12 protein-coding genes are annotated in these 16,236 nt (G+C 65.9%); 5 read left to right on the top strand and 7 right to left on the bottom strand.

From position 1 onward, the window contains the following. Positions 1–254: 254 nt before the first annotated feature. From FM069_RS07920 to FM069_RS07935, 4 genes are all read right to left on the bottom strand, one after another. Positions 255–929 (bottom strand): polysaccharide lyase family 7 protein, encoded by a 675-nt coding sequence (locus FM069_RS07920; protein ID WP_143487750.1) that lies wholly within the window; start codon positions 927–929, stop codon positions 255–257. Positions 930–1,477: 548 nt separating this feature from the next. After that, complete coding sequence (locus tag FM069_RS07925; RefSeq protein WP_143487751.1) at positions 1,478–2,155, bottom strand: XRE family transcriptional regulator; 678 nt, start codon at positions 2,153–2,155, stop codon at positions 1,478–1,480. Positions 2,156–2,258: 103 nt separating this feature from the next. After that, positions 2,259–2,498, bottom strand: coding sequence for a zinc ribbon domain-containing protein (locus tag FM069_RS07930; RefSeq protein ID WP_143487752.1), 240 nt, complete (start codon positions 2,496–2,498; stop codon positions 2,259–2,261). 259 nt (positions 2,499–2,757) lie between these two features. Continuing rightward, the gene (locus tag FM069_RS07935) at positions 2,758–4,359 is read right to left on the bottom strand and encodes a M28 family metallopeptidase (protein ID WP_143487753.1); all 1,602 of its coding nucleotides are present in this window, start codon (positions 4,357–4,359) and stop codon (positions 2,758–2,760) included. 777 nt (positions 4,360–5,136) lie between these two features. On the opposite strand from FM069_RS07935, the gene FM069_RS07940 reads away from it, so the two are divergent. The 4 genes from FM069_RS07940 to FM069_RS07955 all read left to right on the top strand — a co-directional run bounded on the left by FM069_RS07940 (position 5,137) and on the right by FM069_RS07955 (position 10,690). Then, positions 5,137–6,285 (top strand): DUF5610 domain-containing protein, encoded by a 1,149-nt coding sequence (locus tag FM069_RS07940; protein WP_143487754.1) that lies wholly within the window; start codon positions 5,137–5,139, stop codon positions 6,283–6,285. A 45-nt stretch (positions 6,286–6,330) separates the two neighbouring features. Continuing rightward, positions 6,331–6,567: a glutaredoxin family protein gene (locus tag FM069_RS07945; protein ID WP_143487755.1), complete on the top strand. Its 237-nt coding sequence runs from the start codon at positions 6,331–6,333 to the stop codon at positions 6,565–6,567. 194 nt (positions 6,568–6,761) lie between these two features. After that, the gene (gene mprF / locus FM069_RS07950) at positions 6,762–9,416 is read left to right on the top strand and encodes a bifunctional lysylphosphatidylglycerol flippase/synthetase MprF (protein WP_143487756.1); all 2,655 of its coding nucleotides are present in this window, start codon (positions 6,762–6,764) and stop codon (positions 9,414–9,416) included. Beyond that, on the top strand, positions 9,416–10,690 hold the full coding sequence (locus FM069_RS07955; protein WP_143487757.1) for a virulence factor family protein: 1,275 nt from the start codon (positions 9,416–9,418) through the stop codon (positions 10,688–10,690). Before mprF ends, FM069_RS07955 begins: the two co-directional genes overlap by 1 nt. 89 nt (positions 10,691–10,779) lie before the next feature. Here FM069_RS07955 and FM069_RS07960 read toward each other — a convergent pair whose 3' ends face one another. Beyond that, positions 10,780–12,678, bottom strand: coding sequence for a potassium transporter Kup (locus FM069_RS07960; RefSeq protein WP_143487758.1), 1,899 nt, complete (start codon positions 12,676–12,678; stop codon positions 10,780–10,782). A 207-nt stretch (positions 12,679–12,885) separates the two neighbouring features. Between FM069_RS07960 and rimO the strand changes: the two genes are divergently transcribed. Continuing rightward, the gene (rimO, locus tag FM069_RS07965) at positions 12,886–14,211 is read left to right on the top strand and encodes a 30S ribosomal protein S12 methylthiotransferase RimO (protein ID WP_143487759.1); all 1,326 of its coding nucleotides are present in this window, start codon (positions 12,886–12,888) and stop codon (positions 14,209–14,211) included. 225 nt (positions 14,212–14,436) lie between these two features. Here the strand turns inward: rimO and FM069_RS07970 are convergent, their stop codons facing one another. Together FM069_RS07970 and FM069_RS07975 are read right to left on the bottom strand one after the other, a co-directional pair. Further along, entirely contained in the window at positions 14,437–15,546 is a 1,110-nt protein-coding gene (locus FM069_RS07970; RefSeq protein ID WP_143487760.1) for a bifunctional transcriptional activator/DNA repair enzyme AdaA, read from the bottom strand. Positions 15,547–15,630: 84 nt separating this feature from the next. Then, a partial coding sequence (locus FM069_RS07975; RefSeq protein ID WP_143487761.1) for a DODA-type extradiol aromatic ring-opening family dioxygenase occupies positions 15,631–16,236 on the bottom strand: 606 nt, incomplete at its 5' end.

A 16,236-nucleotide genomic window follows, 5' to 3' on the forward strand; every position in this document is an offset into this window, starting at 1 on the left:
CCTTTCTCATTGACTCAATTCTCGAACGCAAAAAGCGCTTCGGTACTGCCGAAGCTTTATTGGCGTGGTGAGCGGCTGGAAACAGAGTTTCATAGATGGTGAGTCTGCCAGCTTGGCAAGTACGTATCGCCACCTTGGGGCGAACCGCAGGGCGGTGACGTGTAGATGAGAGCAACGGACGCCGGGCGCTGCCCCGGATGCGTCTGGTCTGGCTGCGCTAGCCACAGGACTCGTCCGTGCTGGGTCAGCTCACGTCATTCGTGAGCGAGGGTGAGCCGATCGATGATGCTGATGGTGCCTTCATCGACCGGGGTGTGGGCGTCGTAGTCTATCTGGTTGTAGATACCGCCGTGGAAGACCAGTTTTTGTTTGGTCCAGGAGGGATCCAGTTGCAGTTCGACGCTTGCCTTGCCTTTGCCGTTGATCGAAGGCCGAACGGTCAGGGCACCAGAGGAGCTCAGGTGTACGACCACTTCGAACTTCTGATTCAACTTCACGCCGCTCAGCAATGTGACGTTTTCCGGGTCTTTCTGGTTGAACACCAGGCGGTAGCCCATGATCACGTCGCCTTTGTCCCAGAAGACCTTGAGCAACGGACGGTTGCTGTTCTTGACGTGGGCCTGGGCGATGACCACGCGCCCGGCGCTGTTGATCTTGGTCAGCATCATTTCCTGCTTGCTCCAATGATCGGGGGCGCTGTCGAGGGTCCAGTATTCGTTTTCCCGCCACTCGCAGCGAGTGCGCTTGACACTTTCGGTGGTGGCCGCCTTGGTGGGGGCGAAGAGGCGAACGGAGCCGTCCGGCAGGGCGGCTACGAAGTCCGGATACTTCGCGAGGGCTTCGGCACCGGAGACCAGGACGGCTTCTGGATCGGTGGGCGAGGCGGGGGCGGGTACGGACAGGGTGAGGGCGCTGATATTTACGGGCATTTCCAACTCCTAACTTCTGGATTGATGGCCTTCTATGGCCGTTTGGGTGATGCAGGCCTACATCCCGATGACCACTCGTGAATGGGCATCGGGATGACGGCTGTAGAAAGAGGGCACCGGTTGAAAGGTGATGGATGAATCAGCGCGGATAGAAGACTCCGGCGAGGCGTAGCGGCTGGATTACGGAATACATCGGACTGGTTTGTTAAAGAGCGTATGGGCAGCTACAGGTTGAAAGAATGGAACCGCATTGAGAGAATATAAGCATACTTATATTTTGAGTCAATACGCTTTCGTGTACCGGCTGCGGCTATCAGAAAAACAGAAGTAGTGGCTTCGCTGGAGCCTTAAGAGCAAATGACTGCGTCAATGGAGTGTGCCTCGGGGCGAGGGCTATTGGCTGGAGCAGGACGGCGATGTTTCAGGCTCGATACCCCAAACGGCCGGGTAAGGTTCGAAGCCGGGCAGAAGCTCCCGTCCCAGAATGAGCCAGCGTTACAGGTTCACGTCATGCACATGGCCGGCGTGTAGCCAATTATTGCCTGGCCTTACAAATCCCCGCCGCGCCAGAGCACCTGGCCGATCACCTCGTAACGCTGGACACCGTCCACGACCAATGCGACGTCCTGATGGGCACGGATGCTCTTGTCTACGTTGTCGCTGCGCAGGTACCACGTGTCGCCGTGCCGGATGGCGCGCTTCACGATGGTTTCGTGCTCGACGGTGAGGAAGGCAAAGATCCGGTCATGCTTGAGCTGCCTGGCGGATCGGTCCACCAGCAGTGCATCCCATTCCTGGAGGGTGGGGAGCATGCTCAGGCCGGACGCGAAGATCACCTGAAGGTCTTCGGCTTTCAGGCCCTTGCGCTTGATCCAGGCTTTCTTGAAGGCGAGGGTGCCGAGCGTTTCCACATGGGGGTTTTCCTCGCCCAGGCCCGCGGCGGCTTTCGCCGTGAGCTGGGGCACTTCCACGAAACGGTCGTCCTCAAGGGTGTCTGGGGTGGAAGGTAGCGGCTGGGGGCGCATTTCCCCCTTGCCCTCGGCCAGCCAGAGCGGATCCACGCCACACGCGTCGGCGATCTTCAGCAGGTGGACGCTGTTCCGATTCTCGCCTTTTTCGATCTGGGAGATCAGCGGCTGGGAGATGCCGACGCGCAGCGCCAGGTCTTTCTGCAGCAGGCCAGCGTGTTTCCTGGCCAGTCGCATCCGGTCTTTGAGGGTTTCCATGCCGCGCAATCTATAAGCGGACTCCCGGCCTGGCAACCGTCTGTGCGATTCCTGTTTGAACCTGGGAGGCGTCAGGCTGCGCGCTGAAGGCTGCGGTGCTGTTTCAGCGCAGGATGTAGGCGATGCCCACCGCGCCCAGGACGATCACCGTCACTACCCCGACCACCATACGGGCGACCCATGGGGCGGTGAGCCAAATGCCGGTGGCGCCGGCGATCTGGCCGATGTTCTTTTCGCTGAAGGGCCGGCCCGACGGGGGATTGAGGGGGTAGCCGTATTTCGGGCAGGCGATCGCCTTGTCGGAGATCGGGGTCTTGCACTCGGCGCAGTCGATCAAGCTCATGGGCATGTACTTTTCGTCGAGGGAGTCTGCATTGAGACCGAAAGCGCGGGCGGCGTCACCGCTTCGTTGCGTCCGAAGGACGCCGTTCTGTGTGGCTGTTCTCAATCCGTTCTCTGATCCGGGCCAGTCGTGGGCATCAGCCATGAAAAAAGCCCCGACGCGTGCGTCGGGGCTTTCATCCCCCAGGTCCCGGGGGCGCGTCCTTGCGGGGGATCGCCAGGCCTGGAGGAGGGAGCGACCTCCAGGCCTGTTCAGGCGCTTACTTGATCCAGTGGTCGCCCCAGTGGGTGATGTCCTGGACTTCCGGAGCCAGCTTGGCCTTCGGTTTCGACGCGGCGATCTCGTCGTCGATCACCTTGGTGGACAGGGCCAGCCAGCTGGTGACGAAGGCGATGGCGTCGCCGTTGATTTCCAGGGCCTCGTTGTTGATGTTGCTCATGTTGTCGCAGGCCTGGTGGTAGCACTCGTCGAACGCCTTGCCGGCTTCGCCGCCGTACTTGGCCGCCTGGTCCGGCGTCTTCACCACTTCGGCGCCGCTGAACAGGCCACCGAAGGCGATGCCTTGCCGGAAGAACTCGGCGTAGTCGGAGCGGAAGGTGATGGCGTCGCCCTCGGATTCCAGGCCACGCAGGCGGTAGTACTTCTCGAACAGCTTCTCGACGGCGCCAGAGCCCGGCGGGCCCTTCAGGTCATAGACCGAGCCGTCGCCGTCATAGATGAAGTAGGCGAAGTTGGGCGAGCCGATCATGTCGAAGTTCAGGTAGGTCTTGATCTTCGCGCGTTCGGCGTCGCTCAGCTGGTTGACGTAGTAGGTGGACCCCACCAGGCCGGATTCCTCGGCGCCCCACCAGGCGAAGCGCACCTTGTTCACCGGGTAGGTCTTGCGCATCTGCAGGGCCAGTTCGAGGATCGCCGCGCTGCCCGAGCCGTTGTCGTTGATGCCGGGGCCTTCCGGGACGGAGTCCAGGTGACCACCGACCATGACCACGTTGTTCGGGTTGCCGGTGCGGGTTTCGGCGATGACGTTGAAGGTCTGGGTCTTCTCGCGGATCACGTCGACCACTAGGTTGAGCGTGAGGCCCGCGGTCTGGGACCAGGCCACCCCGTTGTCGTAAGTGGCGAAGACCACCGGGATGCCGCCCTTGTAGCTGTCGCCCAGGGTGGCATTGAGCAGGCCCTTGCGGTCGTCGCTGTCGCCCTGGTTGAACACCACCACGCCAACCGCGCCGGCAGCCGCGGCGTTCTCGGCCTTCTGCTGGTAGGTGCAGGTGCCGCGCTGGATCAGTGCGATGGAACCGGCCGGGAACGCGGCGAAGTCTTCCGCCTCGCAGCCGCTGGTGGAGGTGTTGCCGGCGCCCAGGGAAATATCGACCGGGACCACCTTGGCGGTGACGTTACCCGCGTCGGTCTGGGAGAGGTAGTTGAAGTCCTTTTCCCATTCGTAGCTGACCTTCGAGGGCGCGGTGGCGCTCAGCTGGCCCGGACCCTTCGGGTAGAAGGAGGTGAAGGGGAACGGCTGGATTTTGACCACGTAGCCGGCCCGTTGCAGGGTGTCCTTCACGTAGTCCACGGAGGACTGGTAGCCCGGCAGGCCGGCGGCGCGGTTACCGTCATGGGCCTTGGCAATGTCCTGCAGGTTCTGCAGGTGCTGGCTGATCCGGGCGCCCTGCATGCAGCGGGGCAGTCCCATCGGGGTGGCGTTGAGGATGCCCAGGCTGCATTCGAACGGGTTGGCCCGGGCCGGGCTCCAGAATTCGTTCAGCAGGTCACTGGGTTTGAGGGGCGCGGCCAGGGCCGAAGTACTGAGGGCGAGTGCGAGGGAACTGACAGCGAGTCGTGCGTGATTCACGTGCTTTGTCATTGTTATCTCCAATCCTTATATGGAGGCCTTTCTCATGGGGTTGGCTTGTGGCCGCTGCCCCGCATAGTCCTTTACTGCGTCATCCGGACGGGAACGAGCGTAGACGCGGCGATGAAAACCGCGCGGGGTTTGTTCGTATTTGCGATGGATTGCATGTTTCGGCTGAGCAGCGAAGCGGCACTTCGGATCGAGGCGCTGTCCCTTCCTCCTAGATCCGGGCCTTTCGAGGTGATTTGAGCGAGCTTGCGAGCAGACAGAATGGAGGAGGTATACACGCCGCGACGCCGCTGTTTTTACGCTTCGTGCGGCTATTTCTGGCGCGATCAGGACTTGACGAACGGAAAACTTGTGCACAATCGCCAGACGTGCTCCCCCAACAGCTAAGTTTTTCTGGCATAACCCCCATGCATTGCGCTATTGACTTATAAGTTATTGAAAAATAAGTTAATTTTAAACTGATTAAAAAATGAACGATTTGTCTGAAGCCCTCTGAACAGCGGGGGTGCAGCGATTTCCCACCACGTTTTCCACGAGGTTATCCACAGCTTCTGTGGATTATGCGAAACCGCTAGGGCTAGAACGAGACGGATGGATTTTGACAAGTTCGTTTCGGCATAACGGGGTGAGAAAAAGCGTTTCACCCCGGCCATATCGGCACCATTCATCCGCTTGGGTGTCCTGCTCGGCTCCGTTTGTCCGTGCAATCCCATCCCTGCTCAACTTTTGTCCTGGGCTGCCGTCAACCGCTCATATTGACTTCGCTCAGGGATTACGCTCATGGCTGCTTTGACCTCCCCCTTGTTGAACAACGCGGCGCGCCAGACCTTCTCCTCGCAACCCACGGTGAGGAACAGCGCAGACGCCCAGAGCGCCCTGGCCAACCGTCTCGCCAGCAAGCTGGGCATGGACCCGGCTTCGCTGTCCGCCAATCGCGACGACTACACCCCGGACAAGGTGTCCGACCGCCTGCTGGGGTTCATCGAGGGGCGCCTGAAGAGCGAAGCGGCGTCCGGCGCCGACACCGAAAAAATGGAGAAGCTGCTTTCCCAGGCCCGGGAGGGGATCGAGAAAGGCTTTGCCGAGGCTCGCAAGATCCTCAAGGGAATGGGCGTACTGACCGGACAGATCGCCTCGGATGTGGATGCCACCTACGACAAGATCACCGCGGGCCTGGACAAGCTGGACAAGACCTATGGCGGCACGCCCGCCGCCAAGCCTGACAGCGCCTCGCTGTCCACCGCCTACAGCGAGCGCAGCAGCGCCACTGCCCAGACCTTCGACCTGGAGGTCACCACCAAGGAAGGCGACAAGTTGAAGATCTCCATCGCCCAGGCCTCGGCCGATTGGTCGAAGAGCGGGTCGGTGAGCGATGGTTCGAGCGGTGTCAGCGCGAGTAGCAGTGGTCAGTTGCAGATCGGCGCCTGGAAGGTAAGTGTCGAGGGTGACCTGAACGACGAGGAGAAAGCCTCGCTGACCGACCTGCTGGACAAGGTCCAGGACCTGTCCGGCAAGTTCTTCTCCGGCGATCTCGCCGGTGCCTTCGACAAGGCCGTCAGCCTGGACCTGGATGGCACCCAGCTGGCCTCCATGTCCCTCAACCTCACCCAGACCCGCATGCGCCAGGCCACCGATGCCTACAGCGAAGTGGCCCAGCAGGGTGGTGCCCAGGGCGGCGCGGCCAGTGCCATGAACGGCACCCTGCGGGACTATGCCCAGAGCCTGCTGGATGCCCTGGGTTCGGCGAACCAGGTGGCTACCGACGGCAAGTCCATGCTCCAGGACCTGCTCAAGGGCGGTTTCGGCCTGAACGACCAACTGGACGATGCCCAGCGGGACAAGGCGGAAAAACTCAACACCACCCTGCTCGACGGCCTGCAGAAACTGGTCGCCCACGACACCGGCAAGCCGGCGGCGGTGCTCTCCTGACGCGTGCTAGACTGCGCGCCTCACAGTGCATAGGAGCGCAGGGCGATGCTGCCGGAATGCCAGCTGTTCGGCACCCTCGGTTGTCATTTGTGCGAGCAGGCCGAAGCCGAGCTGATGCCCCTGGTCAGCCAGGGCCTGCAGGTGGAGGTCGTGGATATCGTTGAGCGTGCCGACTGGGTGGATGCCTACGGCACCCGCATTCCCGTCCTGCGCCGCGCGGATACTGACGCCGTGCTGGACTGGCCGTTCGATACCGCCCGGATCGCCCACTTTCTATGCTGATGAGCAATCGTCCCAGAGCCACTCGCCCGAGTGGCTTTCTTGTTTCAGCCGCCTTCATGTCGAGTGAGCGTTCCCGCGCCTGAAACGTCGAAGCCTGAGCGTATTCCACGAAAAGTCCCCAATCGAATCCGCGCACCTTGGAAAGCTGGCGGCCGGCTGCCTACTCTGAAGTGCGATCAGCAAGAGGTGCCTTGATGCACGTCGATTCACCGTCCTCCGACATCCCCGTCGTCCCCACCCTGGACATCCCGCTGGTGGAGCAGCCGAAGCGGCTGCGCTGGCTGGAGCGGATCAGCGCCTACCGGCAGACGTTCGGCCTGGTGCTGACGGTGCTGCTGTTCACCGTGGGCCTGCTGGCCTGCTGGCACCTGCTCCATGAACTGGACCCGGACAGCCTGCGCAGCGCCATGCTGGACGTGCCGCGCAGCAGCTTGGTGGGCGCGCTGGTGGCCACTGCTATCGGTTTCATCAGCCTGCTGGGCTACGAATGGTCCGCCAGCCGGTATGCGGGCGTGACCTTGCCGCCTGGGCGCCTGGCCCTGGGCGGCTTCTGCGCCTTCGCCGTGGGCAACGCCGTGGGGCTGTCGCTGCTGTCCGGTGGCTCGGTGCGCTATCGCCTGTATGGCCGCGAGGGCCTGGGCGCGGGGGACATCGCGCGGATGACCCTGTTCGCCAGCCTGTCCCTGGGTTGCGCCCTGCCGCCCCTGGCGGCCCTGGCGGCCCTCAGCGACCTGCCGGATGCCGCCCATGCCCTGAAGCTGCCGGCGGGGCTGGTGGCTGTGCTGGCCCTGGCCGTGCTGGTACCGATCGGCCTGCTGGTGGCGTACCTGGCACGTCGCCGCCAGCCGGACGTGGCGGTGCCTGGCTGCGTCGACGTGCGGGGCGGCCGCCGCCTGGTGCGGCTGCCGGGCCTGCGCCTGGCGGCCCTGCAACTGCTCATTACCCTGGTGGATGTGTGCGCCGCCGCCATGGTGCTCTACCTGCTGCTGCCCGAGGCGCCGCCCCTGGGGGCGTTCCTCCTGGTGTACCTGCTGGCCCTGGCCGCCGGGGTGCTGAGCCACGTACCGGGCGGTGTCGGAGTGTTCGAAGCGGTGCTGCTGGCGGCCTTCGCCGGGCAGATCGGTGCGGCGCCCCTGGCGGCGGCGCTGCTGCTCTACCGGCTGATCTACGTGGGCCTGCCTCTGGTGCTAGGCTGCCTGCTGCTGCTGGCCCACGAAGGGCAGCGGTTCTTCTTCTCCACGGGGCGACGGGCATTCCGGGTGGCCTCGGGCCTGGCGGCGCCGGTGCTGGCGCTGCTGGTGTTCCTCTCCGGGGTGGTGCTGCTGTTCTCGGGGGCCACCCCCGCCGCGGACATGCGCCTGGAGCACCTGAGCTTCCTCATCCCCAGCAAGTTGATCGAGGCCTCGCACCTGGCCGCCAGCCTGATCGGCGTGCTCTGCCTGTTGCTGGCCCACGGCCTGCGCCGGCGCCTGTCGGCGGCCTGGGTACTCACCGTGGTGTTGCTGCTGGCCGGCGCCGGGCTGTCCCTGCTCAAGGGCTTCGACTGGGAAGAGGCGAGCCTGCTGATCCTCACGGCTGCGCTGCTGGCAGTATTCCGGCGGGCCTTCTATCGCCCCAGTCGATTGCTGGAGATGCCGTTCTCGCCGTTCAACCTGGTGGCCAGCGTCTGCGTGCTGGCGGCGGCGATCTGGCTGATGTTCTTCGCCTACCAGGACGTGCCCTACAGCCACGAGCTGTGGTGGCAGTTCGCGGTGGACGCCGAGGCACCCCGCACCCTGCGTGCCACCCTCGCCAGCGGCCTGCTGCTGGCCGGCATTGCGCTGATCTGGCTGCTGCGTCCGGCCCCGCCGACAATTCACCCGCCTACCGCCGACGAGCTGCAGCGCGCCGCCGCCATCGTCCGCCGCTCGGAGCAACCGGATGGCGGCCTGGTGCTCACCGGCGACAAGGCCCTGCTGTTCCATCCCCAGGACGAGGCCTTCCTGATGTTCGCCCGGCGCGGGCGTAGCCTGGTGTCGCTGTTCGACCCGGTGGGCCCGCCGATCCAGCGTGCCGAGCTGATCTGGCAGTTCCGCGACCTCTGCGATCGCTACCACGCGCGCCCGGTGTTCTATCAGGTGCGGGCGGAGAACCTGCCGTTCTACATGGACATCGGCCTCACTGCCCTCAAACTGGGCGAGGAGGCCTGCGTCGACTTGAGCCGCTTCGACCTGGAGAGCAAGGGCAAGAAGGACCTGCGCTACACTTGGAACCGCGGCCAGCGGGACGGCCTGAGCCTGGAATTCTACGAGCCCGGAGCCGCGCCCCTGGACGAGCTGAAGCGCATTTCCGACGCCTGGATGCTGGGCAAGCAGGTACGGGAAAAAGGCTTCTCCCTCGGCCGCTTCGACCCGGCCTACCTGCAGCACTTCCGCATCGCCGTGGTGCATGACCAGGGCAAGCCGGTGGCCTTTGCCAACCTGCTGGAAACCGAAAGCCTGGAAATGGCCAGCCTGGACCTGATGCGGGTGCACCCGGACGCGCCGAAGCTGACCATGGAGTTCCTCATGCTCGGCCTGATCCTGCACTTCAAGGCCCGCGGCCACGCCTACTTCAGCCTCGGCATGGTGCCCCTGGCCGGCCTGCAGCCACGCCGCGGCGCGCCGCTGCCGCAGCGACTCGGTGCCCTGGTGTTCCGGCGCGGCGAGCAGTTCTACAACTTCCAGGGGCTACGGCGCTTCAAGGACAAGTTCCAGCCCGACTGGGAGCCCCGCTACATGGCCGTGCCCGCCGGACTCGATCCGTTGCTGGCGCTGGCCGACACCGCCGCCCTGATCGCCGGCGGCCTGACCGGACTGGTGAAACGCTGATGCCCTCGTTCAAACGTCGCGGGCTTGGCCTGCTGGTGCTGCTGGTCCTGATCGTGCTGGTGGCCGCCCTGTACCTCTGGCTGCGCCCACCGCCCAAGAGCCGGGTGGAGCCCCTGACCCTGGAAGACGGCAGCCCGGCGGTACACGCCATACCCGGTACCGCCCGCGGCGAGCGGGTGCTGGTGGCGGTGCCGGCCGGGCAGGGTCTTAACGAAGGCCAGTTGCTGGCTCTGGCGGATACCGCGGGTGCCGAGGTGCTGCAGGTGGAGACCCGCGACGGCGACTGCGCGGCCCAGGCCGCGCGGCTGGGCACCCTGCGCCAACACCTGGACGGCGAACCGACCCTGGTGGCCGGCAGCGGGCCCGGCGCGGCGCTGGCCTGGCGCTGGCTGGCGGGGCAGGGCAGCGACAAGGCCCGGGCGCTGTCAGTGGATTTCGCCGTCGACCACCCGGACTGCCCGCAACCCCTGCCCACCCAGGCGAGTCACGGGCGCTGGAGCGTGGCCTGGAACGACAGCCCGGACGATGACAGCGCCCGTTTCGCCCGGGACGTCTCCAATGCGGAAACGCTGATCGCCGACTACGACACCGCGCTGCCGGCCCTGCTGGACAGCGAACTGCAGCGCCTGCTGCAAGGCACCGGCGAGACGATCCCGGTGGTGGAGGTTCCGGCCCCGCCGGGCAAGGCCAGCGACACCGTAACCCTGTTCTACTCCGGCGACGGCGGCTGGCGCGACCTGGACCGTGACGTGGCGGCGCAGATGGCCGAGCTGGGCTACCCGGTGGTGGGTGTGGACACCCTGCGCTACTACTGGCAGCACAAGACCGCGCAGCAATCCGCCGCCGACCTCTCCCATCTGATGCACATCTACCGGGAGAAATGGGGCGCCAAGCGCTTCGTGCTGATGGGCTTTTCCTTCGGCGCCAACGTGCTTCCTTCCATTTACGGGGAGCTGCCGGACACCGACCGAAATCAGGTGGATGGTGTGTTCCTGATGTCCATGGAGCGCAGCCTGAGCTTCGAGATCAGGGTGCAGGGCTGGCTGGGCAAGGCCGGGGAGGAGGCGCCGGTGGGGCCGGAGCTGGCCAAGTTGCCCACCGACAAGCTGCTGTGCATCTATGGCGAGGAGGAGGCCGACGACAGCGGCTGCACTCTGCCCGAATCGAAGGGCGAGAACCTGCGGCTGCCCGGCGGGCATCACTACGACGAGGATTATCCGGCCCTGGCCAAGCGCTTGGTCCAGGCGATCCTGAAACGGCAGAAACGCGCCTGAGGGCGCGTTTCTGTTAATGCCCGCAGGACGGGGCGCTCACAGCGCGCCTACCTCGACCTCGCGCGTTCGAATGAGCTTTCGCCTCGACGTCAGAACTCCACCTGGGTGCCCAGCTCGATCACCCGGTTTAGCGGCAGCTTGAAGTAGCGCAGGTTGCTGTTGGCATTCTTCAGCAGGAAGGCGAACAGCGCCTCGCGCCAGCGCGCCATGCCCATTCGCTTGGTGGGGATCACCGTTTCCCGGCTGAGGAAGTAGGTGGTGCGCATGGGGCTGAAATCCAGTTCGCTCAGGTGACAGAGGGCCAGGGCCGCGGGCACATCCGGCTCCTCGATGAAGCCGAAGTGCAGCAGCACGCGAAAGAAGCCATCGCCATAGGCATCCACCTCGAAGCGCCGCTCCGGCGGCACCCGGGGCTGGTCCTCGCTGACCACGGTGAGCAGCACCACCTGCTCGTGCAGCACCTGGTTGTGCAGCAGGTTGTGCAGCAGCGCGTGGGGGACGGCGTCCGGGCGCGCGGTGAGGAACACCGCGGTGCCCTGCACGCGGTGGGGCGGCTGGCTGCGGATGCTGTTGATGAACAGCGGCAACGGCAGCGCGCTTTCGTCCAGGCGCTCCATGAGGATCTGCCGGCCGCGCTTCCAGGTGGTCATCAGGGCGAACAGCGCGATGCCCGCCACCACCGGGAACGCGCCGCCCTCGATGATCTTCGGCACGTTGGCGGCGAAGAACAGGCTGTCCACCAGCAGGAAACCCACCAGCACCGGGATTGCCAGCCACAGCGGCGTCTTCCACAGCAGCAGCATCACGGCGGTCACCAGCAAGGTGGTGATCAGCATGGTGCCGGTCACTGCCACGCCATAGGCCGAGGCCAGGGCGCCGGAGGATTCGAAGCCCAGCACCAGCAGTACCACGCCCACCATCAGTGCCCAGTTCACCGTGCCGATGTAGATCTGCCCCTGCTCGTGGCTTGAGGTGTGCTGGATGTGCATGCGCGGCACGTAGCCCAGCTGGATCGCCTGCTGGGTGATGGAGAACGCGCCGGATATCACCGCCTGGGAGGCGATCACCGTGGCCAGGGTCGACAGGGCCACCAGGGGCAGCAGCGCCCAGGACGGCGCCAAGAGGTAGAACGGGTTGCGGGCCGCCTCGGGGTTCTCCAGCAACAGCGCTCCCTGGCCGAAATAGTTGAGCACCAGGCCCGGCAGCACCAGGCCGAACCAGGCGCGGGCCACCGGCTTGCGGCCGAAGTGGCCCATGTCCGCGTACAGCGCCTCGGCGCCGGTCAGCGCCAGCACCACGGCGCCCAGGATCGCCAGGCCGATGGCCGGGTGGACGATGAAGAAATGCACGCCCCAATAGGGGTTGAGCGCCTTGAGCACCTCCGGGCGCTGCAGGATGCCATAGACCCCCAGCACCCCCAGTACGCTGAACCAGAGCACCATCACCGGCCCGAAGACGATGCCGATCTGGGCGGTGCCGCGCTTCTGCAGCAGGAACAGCCCCACCAGCAGGATCAGCGCCAGGGGCACCACCCAGTGACCGAGGCCGTCGAAGGCGATTTCCAGGCCCTCCACCGCCGACAGCACGGAGATGGCCGGGGTGATCATGCTGTCGCCGTAGAACAGCGCGGCGCCGAACAGCCCCAGCAGCACCAACACCGTCTTCAACCGCGGGTAGGGCAGCGCGGCGCGGCGGGCGAGGGCGGTCAGGGCGATCACCCCGCCTTCGCCCTGGTTGTCGGCGCGCAGGATGAACAGCACGTATTTGATCGACACCACCCAGATCAGCGACCAGAAGATCAGCGAGAGGATGCCCAGCACGCCATCGTGGTTGGCTTGCACGCCGTAGTGCCCGGCGAACACTTCCTTGAGGGTGTACAGCGGGCTGGTGCCGATGTCGCCATACACCACGCCGATGGTGGCCACCAGCAGGCCCATGGAGGACGCTTGTCCGTGCTGCCGGGCCGGTTCTGCGGCGATTTCGCTCATGCAACCCATCCTGCTTGAAAAATGTGGCGCATCCTCTGCCAGCCGCCCTGCCCAGGCAAGTACCCGAGGACGCGATGTCGCAGTTTCGACCTTTCCAGCCTAGCCGTCCCGACGGCAACCGGAAGGCTGGTCAAGCCGCCGAGCTGCCGCTAGAATTGCGCACTTTTTGATCAGAGGCGCCGTCTGAGCGCCCGTCCGAGGTTAGCCATGTCCACCGTATCCACGCCGAAAGTCGGCTTCGTTTCACTGGGTTGCCCCAAGGCCCTGGTGGACTCCGAGCGCATCCTCACCCAGCTGCGCATGGAGGGCTACGAGGTCGTGCCCACCTACCAGGACGCCGACGTGGTGGTGGTCAATACCTGTGGATTCATCGACAGCGCCAAAGCCGAATCGTTGGAAGTGATTGGCGAGGCCATCGCCGAGAACGGCAAGGTCATCGTCACCGGCTGCATGGGGGTGGAGGAGGGCTCCATCCGCGACGTCCACCCCAGCGTGCTGGCGGTCACCGGGCCGCAGCAGTACGAGCAGGTGGTGACCGCGGTGCACGAGGTGGTCCCGCCACGCGCCGAGCACAACCCGCTGGTGGACCTGGTCCCGCCCCAGGGGGTCAAGCTGACCCCGCGGCACTACGCCTACCTGAAGATTTCCGAGGGCTGCAACCATTCCTGCAGCTTCTGCATCATCCCCTCCATGCGCGGCAAGCTGGTCAGCCGCCCGGTGGGCAGTGTGCTGGGCGAGGCCGAGCGGCTGGTCAAGGCGGGCGTCAAGGAGCTGCTGGTGATTTCCCAGGACACCAGCGCCTACGGCGTGGACCTGAAGTACAAGACCGACTTCTGGAACGGCCAGCCGGTGAAGACCCGCATGCTGGAGCTGTGCGAGGCCCTGTCCAGCATGGGCGTGTGGGTGCGCCTGCACTACGTCTATCCCTACCCGAACGTGGATGACGTGATCCCGCTGATGGCTGCGGGCAAGCTGCTGCCCTACCTGGACATCCCGTTCCAGCACGCCAGCCCGAAGGTGCTCAAGGCCATGAAGCGCCCGGCCTTCGAGGACAAGACCCTGGCGCGGATCAAGAAGTGGCGGGAGCTCTGCCCGGAGCTGACCATCCGCTCCACCTTCATCGTCGGCTTCCCCGGCGAGACCGAGGAAGACTTCCAGTACCTGCTGGACTGGCTCACCGAGGCCCAGCTGGACCGTGTCGGCTGCTTCCAGTATTCGCCGGTGGACGGCGCGCCGGCCAACGAACTGGGCCTCGACCCGGTACCCGACGACGTCAAGCAGGACCGCTGGGAGCGCTTCATGGCCCACCAGCAGGCCATCTCCGCCGAGCGCCTGCAGTTGAAGATCGGCCGCGAGGTGGACGTGCTGATCGACGAGGTGGACGAGCAGGGCGCCGTGGGCCGCTCCCACGCGGACGCCCCGGAAATCGACGGCAACGTGTTCATTGATACCCGCGACGTCAAGCCCGGCGACCGCATCCGCGTGCGCATCACCGATGCCGACGAGTACGACCTCTGGGCCGAGGTGGTCTGAGGCCCTCCGCGTCGACCCTGCGCGGGCCGGCGCTTCCTGGGGATCGGTTCTCGCCAGCCTGCTGATTGGCTGCCCCTCGGCACCTTGGCCGTCGGCCATGGAGGAAAGCCGCCGCGGGTGGACCCGTGTTTAGACTGACTGCCGTTACGCCAACCCGCCATCTGGCGAGTGCTGCGACGTCCTGGGCAGCCTCCAGCCCTGTCGATCTTCCGGCTGCCCGCCGCTCTAGCTGGCGCTCGCCTGGCCGGCTTCGGGTACGGGCGGCGCGTCGCCATGGGTCGCGGCGACGACCTGGCGCCGTTCGTGCTCGATCAGCCAGCGCTTGCGCCAGAGCCCGCCCCCGTAGCCGGTGAGGGAGCCATCCGAGCCGATCACCCGGTGGCAGGGAATCACGATGGCGATCTGGTTGGCGCCGTTGGCGCGGGCCACCGCTCGGGTCGCCGAGGGTTGGCCCACGCTCACCGCCAGGGCGGCATAGCTGCAGGTTTCCCCCGCCGGCACCTCCCGCAGGGCGTCCCAGACCCGCCGGGTGAAGACCGAGCCGGCCTCCATCAGGGGCGTGGCGAAATGCAGCGAGCGCCCGGCGAAATAGTCCGCCAGCTCGGCCTCGATCCGGTCCAGGGGCGGGGTGCGACCCATGACGATTTCCGAGTCGGTGCGCGCCTTGAGGCGTGTCAGCTCCCCGGGCAGCGCCGGGCGATCGACGAACTCCAGCAGGTGCAGGCCGTGCTCGTCGGCCACCGCCAGCATTGCGCCGATGGGGGTTTCCAGCCAATCCGCCCGCAGCAGCGCGCGGCGGTGTACCTGGCTCGGGGTGGTGCCGAGGTGACGGGCGATGGCGGCGCGGAAACCGCTGCCGGACGCGAAGCTCGCTTCCATCTGCGCCTGGATGACCCGTTCGCCGGCCGCCAGCCGGTCCAGGCCGCGGCCGAGGCGGCGCAGGCGGGCCATTTCCAGGAAGGTGAGGCCGAACTGGCGCTTGAAGGTCCGGCGCACCGTGGAGGGATCGAGCTTACGCGCCACCAGGTCGTCCTCGGACCAGCGCCGTTCCGGCTCGGCGTCCAGGGCCGCCAGCAGGTCCTGCACCAGCGGGTCCTGTTCGCCCGGCAGGGCCAGCGGCGTGCAGCGCTTGCACGGCCGAAAGCCGGCTTCCAGCGCGGCCGCGATGGAGTCGAAGAAGGTCACGTTCTCGCGCTTCGGCTTGCGCGCGCTGCAGGTCAGGCGGCAGAACACTCCGGTGCTGCTGACACCCACGTAGGCGAAGCCGTCGTAGGCCGGATCGCGGGTCAGCAGCGCCTGGTACAGCACGTCGTCGTCGGGCAGGTCGAACAGCATGGGCAACGCTCCGGTAGCGGTTGCCGGCAGCGTAGAGGATTTCGAGGGCGAGGGCCGCCGCTTTTCGGGCACGGATTTTCCGGCTCAGTCGAAGCGGTAGATGTCCATGCCCAGGGCGCCCAGGGTGAAGCCCTGGTGCGCCACGCCAAAGCGGCCACCGGCGCCGCGGGCGAAGAACAGCGGCAGCAGGTGTTCGTCCCGGGGATGGGCGCGGCGGGCCTGGGGCGCGCGTTGCCGGTAGTCGTGGAGGGCCGCCTCGTCGTCGGCCTGCAGCCGCTCGACGATCCAGTCGCGGAACGCCCGCGCCCAGGGCTCCACCACCTCCGGCCCGGCCCGCCAGTCCAGCTCGCCCAGGTTGTGGGTGATGCTGCCGGAGCCCACCAGCAGGAAGCCCTCCTTGCGCAAGGCGCCCAGGGCCTGGCCGATGCGGGTCTGCAGGGTCGGGCCGAAGGCGGTGGGCAGGGACAATTGCAGCACCGGGATGTCCGCGTCGGGGTACATCAGCGACAGCGGCACCCAGACGCCGTGGTCCCGCGGCCGCTCCGGGTCGAGGGTCGCCGGCAGGCCCGCCTTCTCCAGCACGCTGGCGATGCGGGCCGCCAGAGCCGGTTCGCCGGGCGCGGGGTAGTCCACCGCGTAGAGCGGCGCGGGAAAGCCGTGGAAGTCATGCCAGGTGGGCGGGTGCGGGTG

Origin of the sequence: Pseudomonas mangiferae (assembly GCF_007109405.1) — a bacterium.
Lineage (GTDB): Bacteria > Pseudomonadota > Gammaproteobacteria > Pseudomonadales > Pseudomonadaceae > Pseudomonas_T > Pseudomonas_T mangiferae.

What these genes read in the sequence shown, in the direction of transcription:
- FM069_RS07920 (WP_143487750.1), bottom strand. Translation starts at nt 929, where the DNA reads ATGCCCGTAAATATCAGCGCCCTCACCCTGTCCGTACCCGCCCCCGCC.
- FM069_RS07935 (WP_143487753.1), bottom strand. Translation starts at nt 4,359, where the DNA reads ATGACAAAGCACGTGAATCACGCACGACTCGCTGTCAGTTCCCTCGCA.
- FM069_RS07940 (WP_143487754.1), top strand. Translation starts at nt 5,137, where the DNA reads ATGGCTGCTTTGACCTCCCCCTTGTTGAACAACGCGGCGCGCCAGACC.
- rimO (WP_143487759.1), top strand. Translation starts at nt 12,886, where the DNA reads ATGTCCACCGTATCCACGCCGAAAGTCGGCTTCGTTTCACTGGGTTGC.
- FM069_RS07955 (WP_143487757.1), top strand. Translation starts at nt 9,416, where the DNA reads ATGCCCTCGTTCAAACGTCGCGGGCTTGGCCTGCTGGTGCTGCTGGTC.
- FM069_RS07945 (WP_143487755.1), top strand. Translation starts at nt 6,331, where the DNA reads ATGCTGCCGGAATGCCAGCTGTTCGGCACCCTCGGTTGTCATTTGTGC.
- FM069_RS07960 (WP_143487758.1), bottom strand. Translation starts at nt 12,678, where the DNA reads ATGAGCGAAATCGCCGCAGAACCGGCCCGGCAGCACGGACAAGCGTCC.
- FM069_RS07970 (WP_143487760.1), bottom strand. Translation starts at nt 15,546, where the DNA reads ATGCTGTTCGACCTGCCCGACGACGACGTGCTGTACCAGGCGCTGCTG.
- FM069_RS07925 (WP_143487751.1), bottom strand. Translation starts at nt 2,155, where the DNA reads ATGGAAACCCTCAAAGACCGGATGCGACTGGCCAGGAAACACGCTGGC.
- mprF (WP_143487756.1), top strand. Translation starts at nt 6,762, where the DNA reads ATGCACGTCGATTCACCGTCCTCCGACATCCCCGTCGTCCCCACCCTG.
- FM069_RS07930 (WP_143487752.1), bottom strand. Translation starts at nt 2,498, where the DNA reads ATGAGCTTGATCGACTGCGCCGAGTGCAAGACCCCGATCTCCGACAAG.